Genomic DNA, 25,189 nt, shown 5'->3' on the forward strand with positions numbered 1-25,189 from the left:
GGTGCGGCCATGGGCCCTAGGGCCGTCGCCGGCGCCACAGGGCCCGGCCGCAGGAGTGAGTTTGGTCCCCGGCGCGGGCGGACCAACGTCCCGTGGGCGGGGGACCGAGGTCCCGGACCCGGGGGCCGGTGCGCGGACACGGCGACGGCCCGGGGAGCCGCTGCTCCCCGGGCCGTGGTGTGCGTGGGTGGTGCGGTCAGCCGCCCAGCTCGCCCGCGGCCTTCTTGATGTCCGCGGCGAAGGTGCTCACCTCGCTGTAGACACCGGGCTTGCCGGGCCGTGCGCAGCCCTCGCCCCAGGAGACGATGCCGACCTGGAGCCACTCGCCGGCGTCGTCCTTGCGGAACATCGGGCCGCCGGAGTCGCCCTGGCAGGTGTCGACGCCGCCGGTGTCCAGCTTGCCGGCGCAGATCTCGTCGCCGGGCGTGAGCTGGTCGCCGTAGGCCTTCTGGCAGGTGGCGTCGTCCACGAACGGCACGGTCGCCTTGAGGAGGTAGCGCTGCTGGTCGCCGCCCTCCTTGTCGGCGCCCCAGCCGGCGATCTCGAAGTCGCCGTTGTTGAGCTTGTCGTCCTCGGCGATCTTCAGGGTCGGCTGGTCGATCGGCTTGGCGAGCTTGATCAGCGCCCAGTCCTTGCCCTTGCCGTTGTAGCCGGGGGCCTGGAGGACCTTGGTGGAGTTCACCTTGACGGCGCTGGAGTCCTCCAGGTCGACGACACCCGCGGTGGCGGTGATGGAGGTGTTGTCGCCGCTGCCGTCGACGCAGTGCGCCGCGGTGAGCACGATGTCCTTGGCGTAGAGTGCGCCGCCGCAGCCCATCGACAGCCGGACCATGAAGGGGTATTCACCCTGTTCGGCCTTGGTGCCGCCGACGACCTTGGTGTGGGACCCGGACGGGTCGGGGGCGGGGGCCGCGGAGGCCGAGCCGGGCTGGAGGCTGAAGGCGGCCAGGGCGATCGCGCCGACGGCGGTGGTTCTCTTGAGGAGCTTCCGGTAGCTGCGCAACGGGCTTCCTTTCGTGGGGGGTTGCACGTCGCTGACGAGCCCATGCCAACACCGGAGCCGGAACGTACCCGCCGAAAAAGTGCGTGGAGGACGGCGGCACGCCGTAAGGCGTCCGGACCCAGTGGGGGATGAGTCCGTGAAGCGCCCTTGGATTATGTGGAGTGGGCGATCAGGGTGACAAGGGTGCGCATCCAGCCAACTCCCTTACTACCCACGCCCCGTACGGTCCATACCGGACGAACCGGGACAGTCGTAGAGTGGGCCGGGTGACCACGGGTGGCAGCGGCATCGAGCACGGATTCCCTCATCTCGACACGGTGCGCGCGGCCGTCCACGCCGTGTTCAAACGCCTGTCGTACGACACGGTGAGCACCTTCGCCACCAGCGTGCTTCCGGTCGACGTCGCCTTCGACGACACCGAGGACCTGTACCTGGGCGCGCAGCGCGTCGCACACGCCCTGGTGCGGCAGCTGCGGCTGCCGGACGCGCGGATGGTGGTCGGCTTCCGCGAGATGGAACACGCCGCGAACGTCGAACTCACCGCGGGTCCCGAGTACTTCATCGAGCTCAACGACCGCTTCAAGAAGCACCGCAGGGACATCGGCGCCGCGCTGGCCCATGAGGTGATGCATGTCTACCTGCACCGCCTGGACCTGTCGTTCCCCGGCACCCGCGACAACGAGATCCTCACCGACACCGCGGCCGCCTACCTCGGCACCGGCTGGCTGCTGCTGGACGCCTACCGCGAGCACGGCCCCCTCTCGCAGAAGCTCGGCTATCTGACGCCGGAGGAGTTCGGCTATGTCCTCGCCAAACGGGCGGAGTTCTTCGGTGAGGACCCGGCGCCGTGGTTCACCAGCCCGCAGGCCTGCGACGCGTATGCGGCGGGCGCGGCGCGGGCCCGCCGGGACGCGCGCCGGCCGCCGCTCGCCGGCGCCGGATGGGCCGCCCGGCTCCGCTACGCCAAGGACCGCCGGGCGGCGCAGGATCCGCGGCGGGCCGGCCGCCCGCCGGGCCCGGACGACGGCTACGCCTTCGAGGGGCCGACGCCGCTGCGGGTGTCGTTCCGCTGCCCGGTGTGCGAGCAGCGGATCCGGGTCCCGGTGCGCGGACGGCTCCAGGCGCGCTGCGGACTGTGCAAGTCCCTGCTGGACTGCGACACCTGAGCGGGCGCCGGCCCGTGGTGGGCCTGCGGGTCAGCGTCCGGGCAGGTGCCGGGCGAAGAACGACCGTATGTGGTGGCGCACCAGGGGCACCGAGACGGCCGGGTCGATCGCGCCGACCAGCCTGATGCGGTCCTCGGGCGGCATCAGTCCGGCTGCCTGCAACTGGGGCGCCAGCGCGGCGTAGTCGGTGAACACCGCGTGCGCGGCGTGGTCGATCTGCCGCCGGCGGGTGTGTCCGCGCGGGTGGGCGAGCATCGCCGCCCAGGAACGCGCCATCTCCGCGCGGCCGGGGAAGCCGTCGGTTCCCAGCAGGAGCAGCGGACGGTCCACCCCGTGACGGGCGACCGGAAACAGCTCCCCCTCCCGGCCGGGACCGGGCGCCGGGTGGTCGAGATGGCCCTCCAGGTTGACCGCCGCGTCGATGCGGCGGTCCTCGTACATCGCCTCGGTCACGGCGGTGCCGCCGGCCGAGTGGCCGTAGGCGCCCACCCGCCGCAGATCCAGCGCCCGGCCGAGGTCCGGCGGCAGCGGGCGGCCGGCCGCGTCGGGGTTGCCGCCGGCCGCCAGGACCTCCAACTGGTCCAGCACGAAGCGGAGGTCCGCGATCCGGGTGCCGATCGCGGTGCGGAAGATCTCCGGAGAGGTCCGGGGATCGCCCCGGAAGACGGTCGGGCGGACCCGCTCGCGGCCCGCCCTCGCGGCGGGGAAGGCGACCTCACCGGCGTCGCCGGGGTGATCGACGGCCACCACCACACTGCCGTGGCTGGCCAGTTCCTCGGCGACCCCGGTGCCCAGGGTGCGCGGATCACCGCCTCCCGGGCTGTAGAGCAGCACCGGGCGCCGTACGGCCTGGGCGGGCGCGCCGGTGTGCGCGTGCGTCATGGTGGCCGCCCAGTCCACACCGGACCTGGGGAGGTGGTGGATCTCGGCGTCGATCCGCGCGAACAGCGCCGCGGCGTCGGCGGTCATCTGCGGTGCGACCGGGTGGCCGTGGACGGCGCGGGCCGGATACCACACCGTGGCCATCACCTCCCGTACGGCGAGGGCGGGTTCCCACGGGTCGCGCCGGGCGGGGTCGGCCAGATACAGCGTGGTGTGGCCGATGCGGTGCGGACCGGTCGGCGCGGGCAGCCGCAGGGTGCGGCCGCCGGTGGGCGGCGCCGGTGCGGGCCGTGCCGGTGCGCGGCCGCCACCGGTGAGCAGCAGCGCGGCGGCCAGTGCGGCCGAGGTGGTCACGGTCCGCCGGGTCACCACGCCGGCGCCATGAGTGAATGAGGAGGACATGACCTGAATGCTGGCGTCCGGCCGTGGCACGGGCGAACGTTGAGGGCCAGGCCGAAACGATGGCGCGGTGCCGCGGAGGAGAGCATTGATCCGGATCCATTTCACGGCCGCCGACTTCGCCCGGGTCCGCATCGCGCCCCGGCCGGCCCCGCTGCAGGAGCTGAACGTGGCCCTGCTGCGGATGTGCCGACCCGACGACGCGGTGCTCTTCGGCCGCTGGCGGCAACGGCTGCTCCGGTCGCTGCCGGCCGCCGCCGAGCCCCTGGCGGACCTGGTCCCCGCCGGCGAAGCCCCCCGGTTCCTCGATGTGTTCAGCGACAGCCTGGCCGAGGGGCTGGAGTCGGTGCGGGCCGGCCATCCGGAAGGGGTCCGCGCCGAGATCGAGCGGGTCTACGCCCGGCACCCGGCCCCGGCTCCGCCGTGGATCCGCGCTCTGCACCGGGGCGACGCCGAGGCCTTCCAGCTCCTGCGCCGCGCACAGCGCGCGGCCTTCGAAACGGCCGTGCGCCCCGTGTGGCCGGTGGTGCAGGACCTGCACCGGGCGGAGTTCACCCGTTACGCGCTGACGGTGGCCGAGCACGGTGTCGGTGCCGCGCTCGACCGGCTCGTGCCCAGCGGCCGACTTGGCGGGGACGTCTGGGAGTTCACGGCGCCCGGGGAGGCGGACCGCACGCTGGGCGGGCGCGGCCTGGTGCTCCAGCCCACGTTCCACTGGAGTGGCCCGCCCCTGATCGCCGACCTGCCCGGCCACCCCCTGTACCTGACCTACCCGGCTGGCCCGGGCCTGCCGCTCACCCCGGCCGGGGCGGACGGCACGGCCGAGGCGCTGGCCGAGGTGCTGGGACGCACCCGCCTGGAGATCCTGCTGCTGCTCGCGGCGGAGCACTCCACCACCGGGCTCGCCCGGCGCCTGGGCGTCAGCAACTCCACCGCCTCCGCCCACACCGCCGCGCTGCGCGGCGCGGGCCTGGTCACCACGGTCCGCGCGGGCCGGTCCGTACTGCACCGGCGCACCGCACTGGGAACGCTGCTGGTCCGGCGGCACGGCGCGGAACGAAGCAAGTCCGGTGGCCATGACGCATCGGACGGGCCATGAGGGCCTCCCCTACACCCACCCCTCCAGCCCCGCCAGGAAGCCGTCGAAGTCGTCGCGGTGGATGGTGTGGCCGGCGCCGGGCACCGTACGGACCTCGAAGCCCCGGTCGGTCAGGTCGGCGGCGGCCGCCGCGGCGTCCGGGAAGAGGAAGCCCTCCCCCGCGATCTGGACCAGCGAGGGGACGAACGGCTTCTCGGGCGTCCGGTCCTGGAACCGCTCGGCGGACAGCGCCAGCGCGGTCTGGGTGTCCCAGTCCGCGACCGTGGCGAGTTCGATGTCGACGTCGATGTCGTCCCAGCGCGGGTTGAAGCTCCGCACCATCGTGCGATGGGCGGTCTTGAAGGTGGCGAACACGGCCGGGTCGACGGGCTGTTCGAGCCTGTCGAGCGACCATGCCGGTTCGCTGTAGACCGCGCGTCGCGGCTGCAGCCGCTCCACCGCCAGGGAGAGCGCCAGGCCGCCCAGGGAGTGCCCGATGGCGACTTCGGGGGCGGCCGGCAGGGTCTCTACCAGGTCGTCGGCGTACCACTCGGCGCCGTATTCGCCGCGCGGGCTGCGGCCGTGGCCGCGCAGGTCGACGGCGATGACGCGGTAGCCCCGCTCGGCGAGCGCCGGGCCGACCCGGTGCCAGGTGCGGTGGTCGGACATCATTCCGTGGACCAGCACCGCGATCCGTTCGCCGGCGCCCCATTCATGGGTGTGCAGCTGCATGCCCGTGCCCTCTCTCCCGCAGGTCCGCTCCGGTCTCCCGGTGGTTGCGGGCCCGGAGTTCCCCGGGCCCGGACCGCACCCGCCGACGTTACACGTGTCAGTAGCCGTACGGAATGTGCCGCGCGCCGGTCCGCCGGGCAAATCCCCTGTGCGAGGATGCGCAGCAGCATGACTGACCCAGTCGGCCCACGGGCCAACCCAACGCCCCCGACCAGCGCGGCCGTTGCCCGGCGCGCCGGGGTTTCCCGCGCGACGGTCTCGTACGTCCTGAACGGGCAGGCCGCCGGGCGGGTCGGCGAGCGCACCCAGGCGAGGGTGCGGGCGGCCGCCGAGGAGCTGGGGTACGTACCGCACGCCGCGGCCCGGAGTCTGCGGGCCGGCCGGGGCAGCATCGTGCTGCTGGCGGCGCACGCCGACACGGTGCCGGTCTTCGGCCCGCTCTTCACCCGGTTCCTGGCCGGCTTCCAGACCGCGCTGCACCGCCTCGGCTACACCGGCGTGCTGCACGGCGCGCCCGCCGCCTCCCCCGTGGCGGCCGCCCGCGCCTGGGCCGAACTGCGGCCGGCCGCCGTACTGACGCTGCACGGCCCGCCGCTGGACGCGGCCGCCGTCGAGCTGCTGCACCGCTCCGGTACGGCCGCGGTCCTCACCCACGGGCCGGCGGCGCCCCCCGGCGCCCACACCCTCCTGCTCGACCAGCGGGAGGCCGGCCTGCGGGCGGGTGAGCATCTGCTGGCCGGCGGCCGGCGCCGGATCGGGGTGGTGCGGCCCGCCGAGCCGGGGCTCGCCGCCTTCGCGGAGCCCCGGCTGGCCGGTGTACGGACCGCGGCCGCCGCCCACCCCGGCGCCCAGGTGCGGCCGCTGGACCTCGCGCTCACCGAGGAGTCCGCGGCGCGGCTCGCCGCCGACTGGCCGCGGTGGGGCCTGGACGCGGTGTTCGCCTACAACGACGAGTACGCGATGCTGCTGATGCGTGCCCTCCAGGACGCCGGCCACACGATCGGTGCCGGCTCCCCCGACCACATCGCGGTGGTCGGCGCGGACGATCTGCTGCTGGCCCGGCTGCTGCGCCCCCGGCTGACCAGCGTCCGCGCCGAGATCACCGCACCGGACCGGATCGCGGAACTGGTCGACGCCCTCATCCGCGCCCCCGGCACCGCGCCCACGACCCACCGGCTGGGCACCTTCCACGTCCAGGTCCGCGACTCCGGCTGAGCCGCCCGGGCAGCCGAGCAGGGCGCGCGGGTCACCGCCAGTCCGCCTCCGGCCGCGCCGCCGCGAGCACCTCCCGGGCGCCGGTGCGGATCGGCTCGCCGTGCGCCACGCAGACCGTGTCGACGTCGTCGAGGGCGGCCAGCCGCCGGAAGGACGCGACGGCCTCCTCGCGTGCGACGTTGAACGGGCCGAGGACCGCACGGCCGCCGTCGGGGCCGGTGCCGACGACGTCGCCGGGGAACAGCAGTCTGCTCCCGGGCAGGTGCAGCGCGATCCCGCCCGGCGTGTGGCCGGGGACATGGAGCACCCGGACCGGCTCCGGCCAGCCGTCGAGAGTGTCGCCGTCGTGCAGTTCGACATCGACCTCGGTATGGCGCAGCGGCGGGACCCCGGCGGCCGCGAGGCCCGCCATGACGCCTTCGTGCAGCGTGAGTTCGGCGGCGGAGAGGGTGGGCGCGGGCTCCGGGGCGGCCCCGCGGATGCAGGGGGCGTCCAGCGCGCCGGCCAGGACGCGGGCGCCGGTCGCGGCGACGAGGTCGGCGGCGGAGCCCATGTGGTCCAGGTGGGAATGGGTGAGCACGATCTGCCGCAGTTGCTCCGGCCGGCCGCCGATCCGGGCCAGCGCGTCGAGGATGGCGGGGGCCGAGCCCGGAACACCGGTGTCGACCAGCGCGTATCCGTCGCCGGGGAGGGCGACGGCGTACACGTGCCCCACCGGGAAGGGGAACTGCCAGACGGTGGCGGTGATCCGGGTGGGGGTGATCGGGGCGGGGGTGATCGGGGTGAGTGCGTCCATGGTGCGGACGCTAACGGGCGGCCGGGCCGCTGTGGACGGCTTGCGCCGTGGGCGGATTGAGCGCACCGCGAACACTCCCGGATCCGGCCGGAACCCGTCTTGCCTCCGGCACGTCACACAGCCGAACCAAGGAGGCATGTCATGCGAGGATCCCACCTCTCCCGCACCCGTTCGCTCGCCGTCGTGCTCGCGCTGGCGGCGTCCGGCGCCGTCGCCCTGTCCGGCTGCGGCCAGAAGCAGCAGACCGTGGGCAGCGCGCCCCCGCCGAAGAAGCCGGACGCCTTCGAGCGCCGGGCGGACCAGATAGTGCGGGACTGGCCGAAGGTCTCACCGGTGCCGGGGCGGCAGGAGGCACTGCTGCCGCTGGTCGGCGCAAAGGGCCCCAAGGGCTCCGGGAGCAAGGACATACGGGAGATCACGGTGACCGTCGGGCACAGCGCCTGCGACGTCCGCTTCGGTGCGCGCAGCCACGAGTCCAAGGGGCTGGTGGTGGTGACCGGCTGGGGCAAGAAGAAGAGCGCCAAGGGGATGTGCACCGAGATGCTGGCCACCGACAAGGTGAAGATCAAGCTCAAGGGCGCACTGGGCGACCGCAAGGTCGTGGACGCGGCCACCGGCAAGGAGTTGCTCAAGGGCTGACCCCGCCGCCGGCCGGGCGCGACGCGGCGGGGCCGTCGCCCGTGAGTCCGCCGTCGAGCGCGCTCCACGCCCTACGCTCGGCCGTATGAGCCCTTCCATCGCCACCACGAACCGCGTCGAGCTGCCCGAGCTGCTGGAGTTCGTCCGCCCCCGTCACCGTGCGATCCTGCTCACCCGCCGCAGCGACGGCACCCCGCAGGGCTCGCCGCTGACCTGCGGGGTGGACGACTCCGGGCGGCTGGTGATGTCGACGTACCCGGAGCGGGCCAAGGTCCGCAACGCCCGGCGGGTCTCGTCGGTCAGCGTCATCGTGCTGTCCGACGAGTGGAACGGCCCGTGGGTGCAGATCGACGGCGAGGCCGAGGTGATCGACGCTCCGGATTCGATCGAGCCGCTCGTCGAGTACTACCGCAACATCGCCGGCGAGCACCCGGACTGGGACGAGTACCGGGCGGCGATGCGCAAGCAGGGCAAGTCGCTGATCCGGGTGGTTCCGCGGCGCTGGGGCCCGATCGCGACCGGCGGCTTCCCGGCCCGCCTGGTGGAGGGCGGACAGACCTCCTAGGGCGTCAACGGGTCGTGCGGGTACCGCCGTTGACGTTGAGCACCTGGCCGGTGAGGTGCCGGGCCGCCGGTGAGGCCAGGAAGGCGACCGTCCCCGCGATGTCGACCGGGGAGCCCGCGCGGCCGACGGCCGAGGCGGTCACCAGGCTCTCGCGGCGCTCGGGGGTGAGCCGGTCGCGGAAGAAGTCGGTGTCGGCGATGTAGCCGGGCGCGACGACGTTCGCGGTGATGTCGCGGGGACCGAGGGTCCGCGACAGCTCGACGTTCCAGGAGGCGAGTCCGGCCTTGGCCGCTCCGTAGGAGCCCGCCCCCTGGTCGGCGGCGATCGACCCGATGTGGACGACGGCGCCGCCGGCCGCCAGCCGGTCCTGCACCGCCTTGGTGGTCAGCGCGGCGCTGAGCAGGTTCGCGTCGAGGTTGGCGCGGAAGTCGCGGGCGTAGGCGGCGAGGTCGTCGGCGCCGTCGCCCGCGGTGTCGAGGTCGGTGTTGCCGCCGGCGTTGTTGACCAGGACGTCGATCCGGCCGGGGAGTTGGGCCAGCAGCGCGATGAGCGCCTGGGGGTCGGTGTGGTCGCAGACCAGGGGGCGGATGCCCGGGTGGCCGGTGGCCGTCTCCTGGAGGGGGCCGGGGCGGCGGCCGGTGACGACGACCTCGTCGCCCTGGGCCGCGAAGTGGTGGGCGACGGCGCGCCCGATGCCGGTTCCGCCGCCGGTGACCAGGATGGTGCGTGACATACGCTGAGCTCCGTCCATCATGTTCAGCCCTGAACCCGGATCGCGGACCGGATCACGGACCAGGATCACGGACCAGGACTTCGTTTAGGTCTATATTTAGAGCTGAACATAACATCACCGGGAGGGCCAGTGGCAAGGGATTCCGAGGCGGAGGGTGGCCACGACCGCCCCGTGGCGCACGCCGCCCCGTACCCCGTCGAGGAGATCGCCGCCGCCTGGGAGCGCGAGCGCCCGGGCACTCCGGTGTCCTCCATCGGGATCGTGACGCCCATCTGGCAGCTGGCCAAGCTCCTGGGCGACGACCGGCGGCGGGTGCTGGCCGCCGCCGGGGTGGACACCGCCACCCTCGACCTGCTCAGCGTGCTGCGCCGCAGCGGCGAGCCGTACACCCTGACGACCCGTGAGCTGAGCCGGCGCTCGATGGTCACCGCGGGGGCGATCTCCCAACGGGTGGCGCGCGCCGAGCGCGAGGGGCTGGTGAGCCGGCGGCCGGGCGCGGGCCGGACGCGTACGGTCCTGGTCGAACTCAGCCCGGCCGGTCATGAGCTGGTCGAGGCCACCGTCGACCGGGTGCTGTGCCGCGAGGCCGAGTTGGTCGGCGGGCTGACGCCCGACCAGCAGGAGCAACTCGCCGGGCTGCTGCGGATCCTGCTCCAGGACACCCAGCACAAGCTCGGCGACGACCGGATCCGCCACGTCGGCGAGGACTGAAGGTCCCCGCCGGGCGCCCCCGGCGGTCAGGTGCGGGGGGATGTGAGCGGGAGGGACGGCAGGAGCGCCTCGTCGGGCAGGCCGAGCAGCTCACGGAAGGCCGTACGGCCCGCTTCGGTGACGCCGAGGATGCGGGTGGTGGGCGACTTGACGATCCACGTACGGTCCACGGCGTGGCGGTAGAGGGCGGCGCCGACCGCGCCGGAGAGGTGCTGGCGGCGCACCGTCCAGTCGAAGCAGGTGCGCACATGAGCACGGTGGGCGGCGGAGGGGCCGGTGTCGGGGATGCCGAGGGCGGTCAGCCACTGGGCGCCGGCGGCGGTCAGCACCAGGCCGTACTCCCGGGCGAGCAGGCCGCGTTCGGTCATCGCCTCGGCGAGGGCGACACCGAGGGCGCCGGCGATGTGGTCGTAGCACGTACGGGCGTGGTGCAGGGCTCTGCGCTGGTTGGCCTCGGCCAGGGAGCGGATGGGGACATGGCGGTAGGGGGCCAGGCCGGCGAGGTTCTCCAGGATCTCCGCGGTGCTCGGTCCGGCCAGGCGCACATAGCGCCGCCGGCCCTGGCGCTCCTCGGCGAGGAGGCCGCCGGAGACCAGGAGGTTGAGGTGCTCGGTGGTCGTGGAGGGCGCCACACCGGCGTATTCGGCGAGTTCACCGGCGGTCCAGGTGCCGCCGTCGAGCAGGGCCATGCAGATGGCGGCGCGGGTGCGGTCCGCGAGCAGCGCCGCGAGAGCGGCGAGGTCGGGCGTCTCCGCGAGGCTTTCCTGATCGGCGTCCCATCGGTTCATGTACACAGAGTAACCTCTGATAACATTTCGGTGAGTACCGAATCATCTGGCTTCTATCCTCAACGGCATGAAAGGCGCGCTGGAGAAGAGCAGTTCGGTCACCCCGGCGCTGCTGTCCACGGAGAACGACGACGGAACATTCGTGCTGGTCGAGCTGCGGATCCGGTGGGAGCTCGGCCCGGTCGTGAGCCTCTGGCTGCCGACCCGCGGGCGCACCGCCAAGAACCTCGCGGTACGCCCGGACGTGGTGTTCAATCTGCCGCCGGACGCGACGGGGACCGAGGAAGGGACGGGCGCCGCGGCGCCGTCGACGGACGCACCATGGACGGAGCCGTCCGAGCTGGTACGACCGCCCCGACTTGTGCACTGTCCGGTGCAGTTGGAGGCGCGCCGGGTCGGTGAGCGCACGGTGACCGACGGGGCGTGGACGCAGATCGAGGCGCAGGTGCTGCGGGTGCACGCCGACCCGCGGTGGGTGCTGCCGCTGAGCGACCGCCGGATCGACCTGGGGGCGTGGCATCCACCGGTGCACGACTTCCGGCCGCCGGCCGCTCCCCCCGCACAGGCCGTACCGGCCCCGGCCCAGGAGCTGGCGCGGCAGTTGGGGCGGCGATTCCCCGCGGAGCGCAGCGGCTGGTAGGGGGCGGCTGGTGGGGGGGGCGGCGGCTCGTAGGGGGCGGGCGAACGGATTCCCTAGGGGATGCGAGCGCCCCCTGCGGGGCCACAACAGGGGCGGGGCAGGGGGTATTCCCGGCAAAAAAGACCCGCGGCGCCTGCCCTCCGGTCGGGGAAGGAGACAGGCGCCGCGGTCGGGATCGGGGTCGCCCCCGGTCCCCATGCCTCCGTACGACGTTGTACGGGACACTCAGGGACGGTCGCTCACACTGCCGTTCACACGGTCAGTGCGCGATCCGTCGGCTTGATGGGAGCCGGCAGGGCGCTGGCTCCGGTCAGGAAGCGGTCCACACCGCGGGCGGCGGAGCGGCCCTCGGCGATGGCCCACACGATCAGCGACTGGCCGCGGCCGGCGTCACCGGCGACGAACACACCGGGGACGTTGGTGGCGAAGTCACCGTCACGGGCGACGTTGCCGCGCTGGTCGAGCTCCAGGCCGAACTGCTCGACCAGGCCGTTCTCCTGGTCGGTGCCGGTGAAGCCCATCGCGAGGGTGACCAGCTGGGCCGGGATCTTCCGCTCGGTGCCCGGCTTCTGCTCCAGCTTGCCGTCCTTGAACTCCACCTCGATCAGGTGCAGCCACTGGACGTTGCCGTCCTCGTCGCCCTCGAAGTGGGTGGTGGAGACGGAGTAGACCCGCTCACCGCCCTCCTCGTGCGCGGAGGTGACCTTGTAGAGCATCGGGAAGGTCGGCCAGGGCTGGCCGGCGCTGCGCTCCTCGCCCGGCTTGGGCATGATCTCCAGCTGGGTGACGGAGGCCGCGCCCTGGCGGTGGGCGGTGCCGACGCAGTCCGCGCCGGTGTCGCCGCCGCCGATGACCACGACGTGCTTGCCCTCGGCGGTGATCGGGGCGACCGTCAGATCGCCCTCCTGCACCTTGTTGGCGAGCGGGAGGTACTCCATCGCGAAGTGGATGCCGTTCAGCTCGCGGCCGGGCACCGGCAGATCGCGGGAGGTGGTGGCGCCGGCGGCGATGACGACGGCGTCGTAGCGCTTGCGCAGCTTCTTGGCGTCGATGTCGCGGCCGATCTCCACCTCCGTACGGAACTTGGTGCCCTCCGCGCGCATCTGCTCGATGCGGCGGTTGATGTGGCGCTTCTCCATCTTGAACTCGGGGATGCCGTAGCGCAGGAGGCCACCGATGCGGTCCGCGCGCTCGTAGACGGCGACGGTGTGGCCGGCCCGGGTCAGCTGCTGGGCGGCGGCCAGACCGGCCGGTCCTGAGCCGATGACGGCGACGGTCTTGCCGGAGAGGCGCTCGGGCGGCTGCGGGGTGACGTCGCCGCTGTCCCACGCCTTGTCGATGATGGAGACCTCGACGTTCTTGATGGTCACCGGCGGCTGGTTGATGCCCAGCACGCAGGCGGCCTCACAGGGGGCGGGGCAGAGGCGACCGGTGAACTCCGGGAAGTTGTTGGTCGCGTGCAGCCGCTCGCTGGCCTCGGTCCAGTCCTCGCGGTAGGCGTAGTCGTTCCACTCGGGGATGAGGTTTCCGAGCGGGCAGCCGTTGTGGCAGAAGGGGATGCCGCAGTCCATGCAGCGCGAGGCCTGCTTGCTGATGATCGGCAGCAGGGATCCGGGCTGGTAGACCTCGTTCCAGTCCTTGACGCGCTCCTCGACGGGGCGGGTCTTGGCGATCTCGCGCTCGTGGGTCAGGAAGCCCTTGGGGTCAGCCATTGGTCGCCGCCTCCATCATCTTCTCGTGGGTCTCGGACTCGGAGAGTCCGGCCTGCTCAGCGGCGTCCTTGGCGGCGAGCACTGCCTTGTACGTGGGCGGGATGACCTTGCTGAAGCGGGCAGCGGCGGCATCCCAGTCGGCGAGGAGCTTGGCGGCGACGGTGGAGCCGGTCTCCTCCTGGTGGCGGCGCACGACCTCGTGCAGCCACTGCTTGTCGGCGTCGTCCAGCGCGTGGACCGCCTCGACAAGCTCCTTGTTGACGTTGTCCTTGTCCAGGTCGATGACGTACGCGAAACCGCCGGACATACCGGCCGCGAAGTTGCGGCCCGTCTCACCGAGCACGACCGCGTTGCCGCCGGTCATGTACTCGCAGCCGTGGTCGCCGACGCCCTCGGAGACCACCGTGGCACCGGAGTTGCGGACGCAGAAGCGCTCGCCGACCCGGCCCCGCAGGAACAGCTCGCCGCCGGTGGCGCCGTAGGCGAGGGTGTTGCCCGCGATGGTGGAGTACTCCGCGAGGTGGTCGGCGCCGCGGTCCGGGCGGACGACGACCCGGCCGCCGGAGAGGCCCTTGCCGACGTAGTCGTTGGCGTCGCCCTCCAGGCGCAGCGTGATGCCGCGCGGCAGGAACGCGCCGAAGGACTGGCCGGCGGAGCCGGTGAAGGTGATGTCGATGGTGTCGTCGGGCAGGCCCGCGCCACCGAACTTCTTGGTCACCTCGTGGCCGAGCATGGTGCCGACCGTGCGGTTGATGTTGCGGACGGCGACCTGGGCGCGCACGGGCTGCGCGGCCTCGGCGGTGTCGGCGGCCAGCGCGTCGGCGGCGAGCTTGATCAGCTCGTTGTCGAGCGCCTTCTCCAGACCGTGGTCCTGGACGGTGACCTGGTGGCGGACCGCGCCTTCGGGCAGCTCGGGGACGTGCAGCAGCGGGGCCAGGTCCAGGCCCTGCGCCTTCCAGTGGTCCACGGCCTTGGCGGTGTCCAGCAGCTCGGCGTGGCCGACGGCCTCTTCGAGGGTCTTGAAGCCCAGCTCGGCGAGGAGCTCGCGGACCTCTTCGGCGATGAACTCGAAGAAGTTGACGACGTACTCGGCCTTGCCGCTGAACCGCTCGCGCAGCGTCGGGTTCTGGGTGGCGATGCCGACCGGGCAGGTGTCCAGGTGGCAGACGCGCATCATGACGCAGCCGGAGACGACCAGCGGGGCGGTCGCGAAGCCGTACTCCTCGGCGCCCAGCAGGGCTGCGATGACGACGTCGCGGCCGGTCTTGAGCTGGCCGTCGGTCTGCACGACGATCCGGTCGCGCAGGCCGTTGAGCAGCAGGGTCTGCTGGGTCTCGGCCAGGCCCAGCTCCCAGGGGCCGCCCGCGTGCTTGAGCGAGGTGAGCGGGGAGGCGCCCGTGCCGCCGTCGTGGCCGGAGATCAGGACCACGTCCGCGTGCGCCTTGGAGACGCCCGCGGCGACCGTTCCGACGCCGACCTCGGAGACCAGCTTCACGTGGATGCGGGCGACCGGGTTGGCGTTCTTGAGGTCGTGGATCAGCTGAGCCAGGTCCTCGATGGAGTAGATGTCGTGGTGCGGCGGCGGGGAGATCAGGCCCACGCCGGGGGTGGAGTGCCGGGTCTTGGCGACCCAGGGGTAGACCTTGTGGCCGGGCAGCTGGCCGCCCTCGCCGGGCTTGGCGCCCTGCGCCATCTTGATCTGGATGTCGTCGGAGTTGACCAGGTACTCGCTGGTCACACCGAAGCGGCCGGAGGCGACCTGCTTGATGGACGAGCGGCGCGCCGGGTCGTAGAGGCGCTCGGGGTCCTCGCCGCCCTCACCGGTGTTGGACTTGCCGCCCAGCCGGTTCATGGCGATGGCGAGGGTCTCGTGCGCCTCCTGGGAGATGGAGCCGTACGACATGGCGCCGGTGGAGAAGCGCTTGACGATCTCGGACGCCGGCTCGACCTCGTCGAGGGGGATCGGCTGCCGGTCGGACTTGAAGCCGAACAGGCCGCGCAGCGTCATCAGCCGCTCGGACTGCTCGTTCACCCGCTCGGTGTACTGCTTGAAGATGTCGTAGCGGCGCGAGCGGGTGGAGTGCTGGAGCCGGAAGACGGTGTCCGGGTCGAAGAGGTGCGGTTCGCCCTCGCGACGCCACTGGTACTCGCCGCCGATCTCCAGCGCGCGGTGCGTGGCGGCGATGCCGGTGGCGGGGTACGCCTTGGCGTGCCGGGCCGCGACCTCCTGGGCGATGACGTCCAGGCCGGCGCCGCCGATCTTGGTGGCGGTGCCGTGGAAGTACTGCGCGACGAACTCGTCGTCCAGGCCGACGGCCTCGAAGACCTGCGCGCCCCGGTAGGAGGCGACGGTGGAGATGCCCATCTTGGACATGACCTTCAAAACGCCCTTGCCGAGCGCCTTGATGAGGTTCTTGATGGCCTGCTCGGGCTCGATGCCGGGCAGGAAGGTGCCGGCCCGGACCAGGTCCTCGACGGACTCCATCGCCAGGTAGGGGTTGACCGCGGCCGCGCCGTAGCCGATGAGCAGCGCGACGTGGTGCACCTCGCGCACATCGCCGGCCTCGACGAGCAGGCCGACCTGGGTGCGCTCCTTGGTGGCGATGAGGTGGTGGTGGACCGCGGCGGTCAGCAGCAGCGAGGGGATCGGCGCGTGCTCGGCGTCGGAGTGGCGGTCGGAGAGCACGATCAGCCGGGCGCCGTCGTCGATGGCGGCGTCGGCCTCGGCGCAGATCTGCTCGATCCGGGCGGCCAGCGACTCGCCGCCGCCGGAGACCCGGTAGAGGCCGGAGAGCGTGACGGCCTTCATGCCGGGCATGTCGCCGTCGGCGTTGATGTGGATGAGCTTGGCCAGCTCGTCGTTGTCGATGACCGGGAAGGGCAGGGTCACGCTGCGGCAGGAGGCCGCGGTGGGCTCCAGGAGGTTGCCCTGCGGGCCGAGCGAGGAGATCAGCGAGGTGACCAGTTCCTCGCGGATGGCGTCCAGCGGCGGGTTGGTGACCTGCGCGAAGAGCTGGGTGAAGTAGTCGAAGAGCAGCCGGGGGCGCTCGGAGAGCGCGGCGATCGGCGAGTCGGTGCCCATCGAGCCGATGGGCTCGGCGCCGGCCTTGGCCATCGGGGCGAGGATGACCCGCAGCTCCTCCTCGGTGTAGCCGAAGGTCTGCTGGCGGCGGGTGACCGAGGCGTGGGTGTGCACGATGTGCTCACGCTCGGGCAGGTCGGCGAGCTCGATCAGGCCGGAGTCCAGCCAGTCCTGGTAGGGGTGCTCGGCGGCGAGCTGCGCCTTGATCTCGTCGTCCTCGATGATGCGGTGCTCGGCGGTGTCGACGAGGAACATGCGGCCGGGCTGCAGGCGGCCCTTGCGGACGACCTTGGACGGGTCGATGTCCAGGACGCCGACCTCGGAGGAGAGCACGACCAGGCCGTCGTCGGTGACCCAGTAGCGGCCGGGGCGCAGGCCGTTGCGGTCGAGGACCGCGCCGACCTGGGTGCCGTCGGTGAAGGTGACGCAGGCCGGGCCGTCCCAGGGCTCCATCATCGTGGAGTGGTACTGGTAGAAGGCGCGCCGGGCCGGGTCCATGGAGGTGGAGTTCTCCCAGGCCTCCGGGACCATCATCAGCACCGAGTGCGGCAGCGAGCGGCCGCCGAGGTGGAGCAGCTCCAGGACCTCGTCGAAGGAGGCGGAGTCGGAGGCGTCGGGGGTGCAGACCGGGAAGAGCCGGTCCAGCTGCTCGGCGTTGTCCGCGCCGAAGAGCTTCGACGCCAGCTGGGACTCGCGGGCGCGCATCCAGTTGCGGTTGCCCTTGACCGTGTTGATCTCGCCGTTGTGCGCGACGAAGCGGTAGGGGTGGGCCAGCGGCCAGCTCGGGAAGGTGTTGGTGGAGAACCGCGAGTGGACCAGGGCGATGGCCGTGGCGAAGCGGCGGTCGGACAGGTCCGGGAAGAAGGGCTCCAGCTGGCCGGTGGTCAGCATGCCCTTGTAGACGATGGTCCGGGCGGACAGCGAGGGGAAGTAGACCCCCGCCTCGCGCTCGGCGCGCTTGCGCAGCGCGAAGGCCTTGCGGTCCAGGGCCAGGCCGGTGTTCTCGCCGTCCCCGACGAACAGCTGGGAGAAGGCCGGCATGGTGGCGCGGGCGCCGTTGCCGAGCAGCTGCGGGGCGACGGGGACGACCCGCCAGCCGATGACGTCCAGGCCCTCCTCGACGGCGATCGTCTCGATGCGTGAGACGGCTGCGGCCGCTTCCTGGGCATCGGACGGCAGGAAGGCGATACCGACGGCGTAGCCGCCGGCCTCGGGGAGCTCGAAGGTGACGTTCTCGCGGAGGAACGCGTCCGGGACCTGGAGCAGGATGCCGGCGCCGTCGCCCGAGTCGGGCTCCGATCCCGTGGCACCGCGGTGCTCCAGATTCGTCAGGACGGTGAGCGCCTGCTCGACCAGTGCGTGGCTGGCCTCGCCGGTGAGGGTGGCCACAAAGCCGACGCCGCAGGCGTCGTGCTCGTTGCGCGGGTCGTACATCCCCTGCTGGGCGGGGCGCCCGTCCATGGGCGACCAGGCGGCACCGGTGGCGCTGCCGGGGGTCGCGGAGTGCGTGGACGCGAAGCGCATCGGCTCTCCCATACGTCGTCGTGGCATAGGCATTGCCGAGGGACGACGTTGGCCCTCCGCGAAATTTCGTGCAGGTTACAGGATGACTCCCTTCTCGAAAAGCGAAAAGGGGCTTCCAACATGCGGACACCGCTGTGCGGTGATCTCAGGACGCGGACGGAATCGAGGCCGTCTCACAAGGCGGCGTTCGGCGAGCGACATTGCCCGCGACGCCAGGGCCTTATGCCCGGTCGTCGACAAACCGAAACCGTTGGGTAACAGAGTAGTTATGCCGTCACCCGTATGACACATCACTGCTTCGTCAGCTTACGACGGTTCCGAACGCCGCTCCCAGGACGTACGTCACACCCGCGGCCGCACCGCCCAGGGCGAGTTGCCGCAGTCCGCTGAACCACCAGGAGCGCGCCGTCACCCGCGCCACGACGGCACCGCAGGCGAAGAGTCCGACCAGCGCCAGCAGCACCGCGGGCCAGATGGCGGAAGCCCCCAACAGGTAAGGAAGAACAGGTAGAAGGGCGCCCAGCGCAAACGATCCGAAGGACGACAGCGCGGCGACGGTGGGCGAAGGAAGGTCGGACGGGTCGATACCCAACTCCTCCCGGGCATGGATCTCCAGGGCCTGCTCGGGGTCCGCGGAGAGCTGCTCGGCGACCTTGCGGGCGAGCTCCGGCTCGACGCCGCGCGACTCGTACAGGGCCGCCAGCTCCGCCAGCTCGTCCTTGGGGTGCTTGCGCAGCTCGGCCCGCTCGACGTCCAGCTCGGCCTGCACCAGCTCACGCTGCGAGGCGACCGAGGTGTACTCCCCCGCGGCCATGGAGAAGGCTCCGGCGGCCAGGCCCGCCAGTCCGGTGATGATGATCGTCTGCTGCGACAGCGCGCCGCCGGCGACGCCCGTCATCAGGGCGAGGTTCGAGACCAGACCGTCCATCGCGCCGAAGACGGCGGGGCGCAGCCAGCCGCCGTTGACATCGCGGTGGGTGTGGTTGTCGCGGTGGGCCGCATGCGTCGGTGCCGCGGCATCCATGATCTCCATGACGGACATATCGGGACCTACTCCCTTCAGCGAGGTGTGGGCCGATGGCGGCACTTCCCCCTCCAACACCTCGAAGCTATGCGCGAATTGCCCTCCTGCGCTAGCAAGGAAGGCCGAACTTACCGCGCTGACCTGCGGCTTTTCCGTGAGAGGGGCGCTGAGATCCCGGTCACAGGCGGTGCGGGGCCCACTTCCGCGGTGATGTCCGGGGGCGTCGACCGGGTGACCGTGGCGCCGGTGGCAGGAGAGGCGGCCCGCCGCGTGGCACGGATACGGCATGAGTCCAGCGCAGCCCACGCCCCCGGAGCCGGCACCCCCCGCCGCCCCCGGTTGCCTGCGCGACCGGGCCCGCGGCGCGCTGCTCGGGCTGGCCGTCGGCGATGCGCTCGGCGCCCCCGCGGAGAACATGAAGCCCTCTCAGATCCGGCGCCGCTGGGGCCGGATCGAGGGCTACGTCGAGGACGACCCGGCCGGCACCGACGACACCGAGTACGCCATCTTCTCGGGGCTGCTGCTGGCGGCGCACGGTTCGGCGCTGACCGTCGCCCATGTGGAGGCCGCCTGGCACCAGTGGATCGCCGACCGCGACGAGGGGCCCTTCCGCGGCGCGGGCTTCAGCGAACGCGGCACGCTGGAGAACCTGCGCCGCGGTCTGGCCGCGCCGATCTCGGCGCAGCACCGGCACGCCTGGAGCGACGGGCTGGCGATGCGCGCCGCGCCGTTCGGGGTCTTCGCCGCCGGCCGGCCCGCCGAGGCGGCCCGGCTGGTCGCCATCGACGGCACGGTCAGCCACGACGGCGAGGGGATCTACGGCGGACGGGCGGTGGCCGCCGGGGTCGCCGCAGCCATGGTGGCCCTCCCCCAAGGGTCTTCGACGCCCGGGGGCGCCCCCCTCGGTCCAGGGGGGACCCCCAGCACCGACGTGGTGATCGCCGCCGCGCTCTCGGTGGTGCCGGAGGACTCCTGGACCGCCCGCTCACTGCGCCGCGCGGTCGGCGCCGCGCAGCGCTCCCGGCACGACCCGGGCATCACCCAGCTCGGGACCGAGCGCGCGGTGCGCTCCGCCGTCGTGATCGGCGGCTACCCCTGGACGGATCTCGCGCCCGAGGCCGTCGGGCTGGCCTTCGGTGCCTTCGCCGCGGCCCGCGGCGACTTCTCCGCCTCGGTGCTGACCGCGGTGAACATGGGCCGGGACGCCGACACCACGGCGGCGGTGGCCGGCGCGCTGGCCGGCGCGCTGTGCGGGGCCGCGGCGATCCCCGCGGAGTGGGCCGGCGCCATCGGCCCGGCGCGCGGCAGCTGTCTGCCCTCGATGGCCGGCTATCACGTCCTGGACGTCGCGGACCTGCTGGCGCCGGCCGCGGCGGGCCCGGGGGCCGCCGCGGACCCAGGGGCGGACTCCCCGGCCGGGGCGGTCGCCGGATGAACCGGGACGGCGCCGCCACCGCCTCGACCGCGTCCGGCCCCGACGGCGCCGCCGATGCCGGGAGCCGTATCGAGGGCCTGCTGCTGGGGCTCGCCGCGGGCGACGCCGCCGGGTGGCCGGCGGCCCGGCACCGGGCGGCGCGGATGCCGGAGTGGACCCGGCGGCTGACCCGCGAGCTGGACACCTTCGCCGAGCAGAACGCCACCACCACGCTGCCCGTGCCGATCGCCCTCAACCAGCCGCCGGAGCCGCTGCGGCTCGGCCCCTCCGACGACGCCGAGTGGGCGGCCTTCACCGCCGAGTCGGTGCTCACCGCGGCCGGTGCCCTGCTCAGCGGCCTGGGCCGGGACCGCCGGATGCGCGCGGCCCTCGACCTCGCCTGGAACGCGCTGGCCAACGAGGTCGCCGCGGCCGCCGACCGGGCGCCCGAGGTGGAGTCCGCCGTACTTCCGCTGCGCGCCCGGATCTCCGTACGGGCCGGGCTCGGCAACCTCGCCGCCGGACTGCGGCCGCCCGCCACCGGGCACGACAATCCGCACTTCTTCGACGACGCGGCGTGCGTCCGGGCCGCCGTGCTGGCCGTGGTGCACCCCGGTGAGCCCGCCGCGGCGGCCGACCTCGCCGAGTACGACGCGCGCTACACCCAGGACGGCGACGGGGTGTACGGCGCCCGCGCGATGGCCGCCGCGATCGCCGCCGCGATCGGCGGGGCCCCGGCCGGCGACTGTGTGGACACCGCGCTCGGCCAGCTCCCCGAGGGCACCGAGATCCGCCGCAACGCGCTGCACGCGGTCCACCTCGCGCGGTCCTTCGCCGCCGATCGGCCCGGCCGGCCCGGCACCGCCTTCGCGCTGGTCCCCGTGCTGGAGCACGAGATCGTCGACCACGTCTACAGCTACGGCATCGCCGCCGCCGAGACCGTCCCGGTCGCGCTGGCGCTCGCCCTGGCGACGGACGGGCTGGTCGCCGAGGCGGTACCGGCCGCCGCCTGCCTCTCCCGGGTCGCCGACTCCGCGCCCGCCCTCGCCGGCGCGCTGACCGGCGCCCTGGGCGGCGCCCGGGCCCTGCCACGCACCTGGCGCGACACCTGCCGGGTGCTGTCCGGCTGCGCGCTGCCGCGGCTGGCCGGCACGGACCTGGTCGAGCTGGCCGGGCGGCTCGCCGGCACGCAGCCGCCCGCCCCGGAAGCCGCCGCCCGGGCCGCGCCGGAGGCCGTCTCCCCCGCCGCCCCCCGAGCCGGGGCGGAGGCCGCCTCGGCCCCGCCCCTCACCCCCACCGTGGAAGGACTCATCCGCAGATGACGTACACCAGCGAGACGACGCCGAGCGCGCCGGGCGTCCCCGCTACCCAGGTCTCCCAGGTCCTGCCGGCCGCGCCCGGCGCACCGGCGGTCCCGGCCCCGCCGTCGTTGGAGGACCGGGCCGCCGGGTGCCTGATCGGCGCCGCGGTCGGCGACGCGCTCGGCGGGGCGGTGGAGGGCCGGACGCCGGAGGAGATCGTCAAGCGGCACGGCGGGCCGGTCGAGGGCATCGTCGGCCCGTTCCACGACGACTGGCGCACCGCCCGCCCGATCGCCCCGTACCACAAGGGAAACGGGCACGTCACCGACGACACCCTGATGACCCATGCGCTGGTGCGGGTCTACGAGTCGGTGCGCGACCACCTCGACGCCTACGACATCGCCGACCACCTCGTCCCGGACCTGATCGGCACCCCGCGCTGGATCCCGGAGCTGGAGACCGAGGCGCTGCCGCTGCAGCGGATCTTCCTCGCCGAGAAGTGGATCGTGGCGCGGCTGCACTACGGGCACGCCGACCCGCGCGAGGCGGGCGTCGGAAACATCGTCAACTGCGGTGCGGCGATGTACATGGCGCCGGTCGGCGTCGTCAACGCCGGTAACCCGGACCGGGCCTACGCCGAGGCGCTGGACATCTCCGGTACCCACCAGTCCTCCTACGGACGGGAGGCGGCCGGTGTGTTCGCCGCGGCCGTCGCCGCCGCGTTCGCCCCCGAGGCCACCGCCTCCTCGGTCGTCGTCCAGGCGCTGCGGCTGGCCAAGGACGGCACCCGCGCCGCCATCGAAGCGGTCTGCGAGGCCGCGGCGTCGGTCACCGACCGCGCCTCGGCGGCGGGCGCGCTGCGCGCCGCGGTCGCCCCCTTCGACACCGTCGGCCCGGACTACCGCAACCCCTCGCTCGGCGCCCGCCGCCCCTCCCGGCTGCACTCCATCGAGGAACTCCCCGTCGCCCTGGGCATGTTGCTGATCGGCGGCGGCGACTTCCGGACCACCGTCCTGGGTTCGGTCAACTACGGGCGCGACTGCGACTCGATCGCCACGATGAGCGGCGCGCTGGCCGGCGCCCTGCGCGGCGCCTCGGCGGTACCGGCCGAGTGGGCCACCGAGGTCGCCCGCGCCAGCCGGCTGGACCTCCAGGCTCCGGGGGCCGCACTGGCCACCGTCGCCCGTGAGGTCTTCACCCGCGACCGGGCCCGCGCCCGCACCCACGAGCAGGCCTTCACCGCGATCTCGGCCATCCCGGCGATGACGGAGGCGGGCGGACGGTGACGGCCACGCCGGTGGCCGCCGCCCACCCGGCGCGCCCCGCACCCGGGGAGCCGCTGCGGGTGACCTGGGTGCAGCCCGAGGACCTGATCGGGCACGAGCTGCGGCAGGCGGCACAGGACGGCCGGGACGCCGGCGCCGTCGCGCGCCGCTGGCGGGCGGCGGGCGGGGCGCCGGCACCCGGCCGGGCGGGCGCCTCCCCCGGACCGGGCGAGCCGGCGCTGCGCGCCCTGGCCCGGGAGCTGCTCGACGAACTGGCCGCGCTGCCCTGCCCGTCAGCGGCCGACGAGCCCACGGAGCTGCCCGGGATCCGGGCGGTGTGCCCGCCCCGGCCGGCGGCGACGCGGCGGGGCAACGCCGTGCCCGCGGCCCGGCTGGAGGCCGCCTGGCTCGGGCGGGCGGCCGGCTGCCTGCTCGGCAAGCCGGTGGAGAAGCTGCCGCTCAGCGGCCTGCGCCAACTCGCCCGCTCGACCGGGAACTGGCCGCTGGCCTCGTACTTCACCGAGATCGGGCTCGACCCGGCGGTGGCCGCGCGCTACCCCTGGAACCGCCGCAGCCGCGCCACCTCGCTCGCCGAGCACATCGACCGGATGCCCGAGGACGACGACCTCAACTTCCCGCTGCTGGGGCTGCTGCTCCTCGAACGCCACGGCCCCGGCTTCCGTACCGGCGACGTCGCGCGGCTGTGGCTGGAGGAGCTGCCGGCCGGGCGGACGTTCACCGCCGAGCGGGTCGCCTACCGCAACCTGCTGGACGGCATCGAGCCGCCGCACACCGCCCGGCACCACAACCCGTTCCGGGAGTGGATCGGTGCGCTGATCCGCGCGGACGTGCACGGCTGGACGCACCCCGGCGACCCGGCGGCCGCCGCGGCACAAGCCTGGCGGGACGCCGTGCTCAGCCACACCGCGAACGGGGTGTACGGCGCGATGTTCGCGGCCGGCGCGCTCGCCGAGGCGGCCGGCGGCACCGCCGATGTGCACGGCGCACTGCGGGCCGGGCTCGCCGTGATCCCCCCGCGCTCCCGGCTCGCGCGGGCCGTCCGCTTCGGCATCGCGGCGGCACGCGAGGAGCCGACCGGCACCCCGGACGGCTTCACCGCCGTCGTCGACCGGCTGCACGCCGCGTACGGCCACCACCACTGGGTGCACGCCGTGCCGAACGCCGCGCTGCTGGCCGCCGCGCTCACCCATGCCGACGGCGACTTCACCGGCTCCATCTGCCGTGCGGTGTCCGGCGGCTGGGACACCGACTCCAACGGCGCGACGGCCGGTTCGCTGGCCGGGCTGCTCGCCGGATCGCCCGCCGCCCTGCCCGAGCGCTGGACGCGGCCGCTGCGCAACCGGCTCGCCACCAGCATCGCGGGACTGGACGGCATCGGCTTCGACGCCCTCGCCGCGCGCACCGCCGCGCTCGTCGTACCCACCCCCGACCGACCGGAGGCCTGAGGCATCTTGACTCCTCCCCCTCGTAAGCGAGGGGGATTCCTGGCTCACGACGCCTGCGACCCGGCGGGCGTGCAGGTCTTACACGATCAGCACCAGCCGGGTTGTAGACCAGCCCGGACCAGCACCACGCGGGCGGAGTTCTTGTCCCTGGGGGACACGAACCCGCACGCGGTGCAGGCATAGGTTCTCTCGGAAAGAGGTAGTGCGTGCTTGGTTCTCGCTCCGCACTGCGCGCAGTCCACGGTGGTGTGCGCGGGGTGGACCAGGTGGACGATGCGCCCGTGCTTGCGGGCCATCTCCACCAGGGCGCGCTTGGTCGCGCCGATCGCGGCGTCTGCGGCTTTGCGTGCCATGGTGGTCCTCGCCAAGAAGCGCGGCCGGAAGTCCTCCACAGCGATGGCGTCGTGGTCGCGCACGACACGCTTCGCCCACTTCCGACCGGTGTCCTGCCGCTGCCCGGCAACCTTCTTGTGCAGCTTCGCGGTCTGCCGCTTCGCCTCGCGGTAGCCCTTCGACACGGCCTGCCCTCGCTTCGGCCTACGACGGGCCATCATCCGCTGACAGCGGGCCAGCTTCTGCGCCGCCGTACGCCCGTGCTGGGCGTGCGGAAGGTCGTGGTCGTCGGACGTGGTGGTCGCGGTCTGATTCACCCCCCAATCGATCCCGATCACACGACCGGTCGCGGGCAGGCGCTCGATCTGGGACGGGACGACGAAGGACGCCCACCAGTGGCCGACCGCGTCCCGGTACACCCGCACCGAAGAGGGCGGCTCGGGCAGCTCCCGGAACCACACCGGACGTACGACAATCCCGCCCGCAAGGTGCACACGCTCACCCTTGAGGCGGAAACCGCGCCGGGTGTACTCCAGCGTGGGCAGCGCCTCACGCTTCTTCTTGTAGCGCGGCATCCCGGCCCGCCGCCGCACCGGCACCCCGGCCTTGATGTCCTTCCGCTTCCGTCGTCATACATCCGAACCTACCTGGGAGGACTGGCAGTTGAGTGCACTCGATCACGGTGGGCCTGTTCTCCCCGTCGCGGGCTGCCCTGCTCCGC

20 protein-coding genes and 1 pseudogene are annotated in these 25,189 nt (G+C 73.4%); 11 read left to right on the top strand and 10 right to left on the bottom strand.

Going from position 1 to position 25,189, the window contains the following annotated elements; genetic code table 11:
- Window positions 1-196: 196 nt before the first annotated feature.
- Complete coding sequence (locus AC0680_RS26180) at window positions 197-1,003, bottom strand: S1 family peptidase (protein WP_478633100.1); 807 nt, start codon at window positions 1,001-1,003, stop codon at window positions 197-199.
- A gap of 266 nt (window positions 1,004-1,269) precedes the next feature.
- Here AC0680_RS26180 and AC0680_RS26185 point away from each other — a divergent pair, with 266 nt between their 5' ends.
- The gene (locus tag AC0680_RS26185; protein ID WP_478633101.1) at window positions 1,270-2,169 is read left to right on the top strand and encodes an RING finger protein; all 900 of its coding nucleotides are present in this window, start codon (window positions 1,270-1,272) and stop codon (window positions 2,167-2,169) included.
- A gap of 30 nt (window positions 2,170-2,199) precedes the next feature.
- Here AC0680_RS26185 and AC0680_RS26190 read toward each other — a convergent pair whose 3' ends face one another.
- The gene (locus tag AC0680_RS26190; protein ID WP_478633104.1) at window positions 2,200-3,453 is read right to left on the bottom strand and encodes an alpha/beta hydrolase family protein; all 1,254 of its coding nucleotides are present in this window, start codon (window positions 3,451-3,453) and stop codon (window positions 2,200-2,202) included.
- A gap of 85 nt (window positions 3,454-3,538) precedes the next feature.
- Here AC0680_RS26190 and AC0680_RS26195 point away from each other — a divergent pair, with 85 nt between their 5' ends.
- Window positions 3,539-4,549 (top strand): ArsR/SmtB family transcription factor, encoded by a 1,011-nt coding sequence (locus AC0680_RS26195; protein ID WP_478633106.1) that lies wholly within the window; start codon window positions 3,539-3,541, stop codon window positions 4,547-4,549.
- 9 nt (window positions 4,550-4,558) lie between these two features.
- Here the strand turns inward: AC0680_RS26195 and AC0680_RS26200 are convergent, their stop codons facing one another.
- The gene (locus AC0680_RS26200) at window positions 4,559-5,260 is read right to left on the bottom strand and encodes an alpha/beta fold hydrolase (RefSeq protein WP_478633108.1); all 702 of its coding nucleotides are present in this window, start codon (window positions 5,258-5,260) and stop codon (window positions 4,559-4,561) included.
- A 168-nt stretch (window positions 5,261-5,428) separates the two neighbouring features.
- Here AC0680_RS26200 and AC0680_RS26205 point away from each other — a divergent pair, with 168 nt between their 5' ends.
- Window positions 5,429-6,475 carry a LacI family DNA-binding transcriptional regulator gene (locus AC0680_RS26205; protein WP_478633111.1) on the top strand — a complete coding sequence of 349 codons (1,047 nt, stop codon included), beginning with the start codon at window positions 5,429-5,431 and terminating at the stop codon, window positions 6,473-6,475.
- 31 nt (window positions 6,476-6,506) lie between these two features.
- Here the strand turns inward: AC0680_RS26205 and AC0680_RS26210 are convergent, their stop codons facing one another.
- Complete coding sequence (locus AC0680_RS26210) at window positions 6,507-7,271, bottom strand: MBL fold metallo-hydrolase (RefSeq protein WP_478633113.1); 765 nt, start codon at window positions 7,269-7,271, stop codon at window positions 6,507-6,509.
- Between the two features lie 141 nt (window positions 7,272-7,412).
- Here AC0680_RS26210 and AC0680_RS26215 point away from each other — a divergent pair, with 141 nt between their 5' ends.
- The gene (locus tag AC0680_RS26215) at window positions 7,413-7,910 is read left to right on the top strand and encodes a hypothetical protein (protein WP_478633115.1); all 498 of its coding nucleotides are present in this window, start codon (window positions 7,413-7,415) and stop codon (window positions 7,908-7,910) included.
- Window positions 7,911-7,995: 85 nt separating this feature from the next.
- Window positions 7,996-8,475: a PPOX class F420-dependent oxidoreductase gene (locus tag AC0680_RS26220; protein ID WP_478633116.1), complete on the top strand. Its 480-nt coding sequence runs from the start codon at window positions 7,996-7,998 to the stop codon at window positions 8,473-8,475.
- A 4-nt stretch (window positions 8,476-8,479) separates the two neighbouring features.
- Here the strand turns inward: AC0680_RS26220 and AC0680_RS26225 are convergent, their stop codons facing one another.
- Window positions 8,480-9,208 carry an SDR family NAD(P)-dependent oxidoreductase gene (locus AC0680_RS26225; protein WP_478633118.1) on the bottom strand — a complete coding sequence of 243 codons (729 nt, stop codon included), beginning with the start codon at window positions 9,206-9,208 and terminating at the stop codon, window positions 8,480-8,482.
- Between the two features lie 129 nt (window positions 9,209-9,337).
- On the opposite strand from AC0680_RS26225, the gene AC0680_RS26230 reads away from it, so the two are divergent.
- The gene (locus tag AC0680_RS26230) at window positions 9,338-9,919 is read left to right on the top strand and encodes a MarR family winged helix-turn-helix transcriptional regulator (RefSeq protein WP_478633120.1); all 582 of its coding nucleotides are present in this window, start codon (window positions 9,338-9,340) and stop codon (window positions 9,917-9,919) included.
- 26 nt (window positions 9,920-9,945) lie between these two features.
- Here AC0680_RS26230 and AC0680_RS26235 read toward each other — a convergent pair whose 3' ends face one another.
- Window positions 9,946-10,707 (bottom strand): ArsR/SmtB family transcription factor, encoded by a 762-nt coding sequence (locus AC0680_RS26235; RefSeq protein WP_478633123.1) that lies wholly within the window; start codon window positions 10,705-10,707, stop codon window positions 9,946-9,948.
- A 67-nt stretch (window positions 10,708-10,774) separates the two neighbouring features.
- Between AC0680_RS26235 and AC0680_RS26240 the strand changes: the two genes are divergently transcribed.
- Window positions 10,775-11,347 (top strand): hypothetical protein, encoded by a 573-nt coding sequence (locus AC0680_RS26240; RefSeq protein ID WP_478633124.1) that lies wholly within the window; start codon window positions 10,775-10,777, stop codon window positions 11,345-11,347.
- Between the two features lie 251 nt (window positions 11,348-11,598).
- Here the strand turns inward: AC0680_RS26240 and AC0680_RS26245 are convergent, their stop codons facing one another.
- The 3 genes from AC0680_RS26245 to AC0680_RS26255 all read right to left on the bottom strand — a co-directional run bounded on the left by AC0680_RS26245 (window position 11,599) and on the right by AC0680_RS26255 (window position 18,698).
- Window positions 11,599-13,059: a glutamate synthase subunit beta gene (locus AC0680_RS26245; protein WP_478633126.1), complete on the bottom strand. Its 1,461-nt coding sequence runs from the start codon at window positions 13,057-13,059 to the stop codon at window positions 11,599-11,601.
- Window positions 13,052-17,665: a glutamate synthase large subunit gene (gene gltB / locus AC0680_RS26250; RefSeq protein WP_478633127.1), complete on the bottom strand. Its 4,614-nt coding sequence runs from the start codon at window positions 17,663-17,665 to the stop codon at window positions 13,052-13,054. Before gltB ends, AC0680_RS26245 begins: the two co-directional genes overlap by 8 nt.
- Before the next feature lie 301 nt (window positions 17,666-17,966).
- A complete protein-coding gene (locus AC0680_RS26255) occupies window positions 17,967-18,698 on the bottom strand; it encodes a VIT1/CCC1 transporter family protein (protein ID WP_478633196.1) in 732 nt (243 codons plus the stop codon).
- 277 nt (window positions 18,699-18,975) lie between these two features.
- On the opposite strand from AC0680_RS26255, the gene AC0680_RS26260 reads away from it, so the two are divergent.
- Genes AC0680_RS26260 through AC0680_RS26275 form a run of 4 tightly spaced genes read left to right on the top strand, consistent with a single transcriptional unit; the run spans window position 18,976 to window position 24,135 of the window.
- Window positions 18,976-20,124 carry an ADP-ribosylglycohydrolase family protein gene (locus tag AC0680_RS26260; RefSeq protein ID WP_478633130.1) on the top strand — a complete coding sequence of 383 codons (1,149 nt, stop codon included), beginning with the start codon at window positions 18,976-18,978 and terminating at the stop codon, window positions 20,122-20,124.
- Window positions 20,121-21,425, top strand: coding sequence for an ADP-ribosylglycohydrolase family protein (locus tag AC0680_RS26265; protein ID WP_478633133.1), 1,305 nt, complete (start codon window positions 20,121-20,123; stop codon window positions 21,423-21,425). The genes AC0680_RS26260 and AC0680_RS26265 overlap by 4 nt, the downstream gene beginning before the upstream one ends.
- Window positions 21,422-22,690 (top strand): ADP-ribosylglycohydrolase family protein, encoded by a 1,269-nt coding sequence (locus AC0680_RS26270; protein WP_478633134.1) that lies wholly within the window; start codon window positions 21,422-21,424, stop codon window positions 22,688-22,690. Before AC0680_RS26265 ends, AC0680_RS26270 begins: the two co-directional genes overlap by 4 nt.
- The gene (locus AC0680_RS26275; RefSeq protein ID WP_478633136.1) at window positions 22,687-24,135 is read left to right on the top strand and encodes an ADP-ribosylglycohydrolase family protein; all 1,449 of its coding nucleotides are present in this window, start codon (window positions 22,687-22,689) and stop codon (window positions 24,133-24,135) included. The genes AC0680_RS26270 and AC0680_RS26275 overlap by 4 nt, the downstream gene beginning before the upstream one ends.
- A 31-nt stretch (window positions 24,136-24,166) precedes the next feature.
- Here the strand turns inward: AC0680_RS26275 and AC0680_RS26280 are convergent.
- A pseudogene (locus AC0680_RS26280) lies at window positions 24,167-25,085 on the bottom strand (RNA-guided endonuclease InsQ/TnpB family protein); the annotation flags it as partial.
- Window positions 25,086-25,189 lie beyond the last annotated feature (104 nt).

It is taken from the genome of Streptomyces sp. NPDC043738, assembly GCF_056436545.1.

Excerpts from the sequence above, each read along its gene's own strand:
- AC0680_RS26245 (WP_478633126.1), bottom strand. The coding sequence starts at position 13,059 with ATGGCTGACCCCAAGGGCTTCCTGACCCACGAGCGCGAGATCGCCAAG.
- AC0680_RS26260 (WP_478633130.1), top strand. The coding sequence starts at position 18,976 with ATGAGTCCAGCGCAGCCCACGCCCCCGGAGCCGGCACCCCCCGCCGCC.
- AC0680_RS26235 (WP_478633123.1), bottom strand. The coding sequence starts at position 10,707 with ATGAACCGATGGGACGCCGATCAGGAAAGCCTCGCGGAGACGCCCGAC.
- AC0680_RS26225 (WP_478633118.1), bottom strand. The coding sequence starts at position 9,208 with ATGTCACGCACCATCCTGGTCACCGGCGGCGGAACCGGCATCGGGCGC.
- AC0680_RS26270 (WP_478633134.1), top strand. The coding sequence starts at position 21,422 with ATGACGTACACCAGCGAGACGACGCCGAGCGCGCCGGGCGTCCCCGCT.
- AC0680_RS26240 (WP_478633124.1), top strand. The coding sequence starts at position 10,775 with ATGAAAGGCGCGCTGGAGAAGAGCAGTTCGGTCACCCCGGCGCTGCTG.
- AC0680_RS26190 (WP_478633104.1), bottom strand. The coding sequence starts at position 3,453 with ATGTCCTCCTCATTCACTCATGGCGCCGGCGTGGTGACCCGGCGGACC.
- AC0680_RS26200 (WP_478633108.1), bottom strand. The coding sequence starts at position 5,260 with ATGCAGCTGCACACCCATGAATGGGGCGCCGGCGAACGGATCGCGGTG.
- AC0680_RS26210 (WP_478633113.1), bottom strand. The coding sequence starts at position 7,271 with ATGGACGCACTCACCCCGATCACCCCCGCCCCGATCACCCCCACCCGG.
- AC0680_RS26205 (WP_478633111.1), top strand. The coding sequence starts at position 5,429 with ATGACTGACCCAGTCGGCCCACGGGCCAACCCAACGCCCCCGACCAGC.
- AC0680_RS26215 (WP_478633115.1), top strand. The coding sequence starts at position 7,413 with ATGCGAGGATCCCACCTCTCCCGCACCCGTTCGCTCGCCGTCGTGCTC.
- gltB (WP_478633127.1), bottom strand. The coding sequence starts at position 17,665 with ATGCGCTTCGCGTCCACGCACTCCGCGACCCCCGGCAGCGCCACCGGT.
- AC0680_RS26255 (WP_478633196.1), bottom strand. The coding sequence starts at position 18,698 with ATGGAGATCATGGATGCCGCGGCACCGACGCATGCGGCCCACCGCGAC.
- AC0680_RS26265 (WP_478633133.1), top strand. The coding sequence starts at position 20,121 with ATGAACCGGGACGGCGCCGCCACCGCCTCGACCGCGTCCGGCCCCGAC.
- AC0680_RS26220 (WP_478633116.1), top strand. The coding sequence starts at position 7,996 with ATGAGCCCTTCCATCGCCACCACGAACCGCGTCGAGCTGCCCGAGCTG.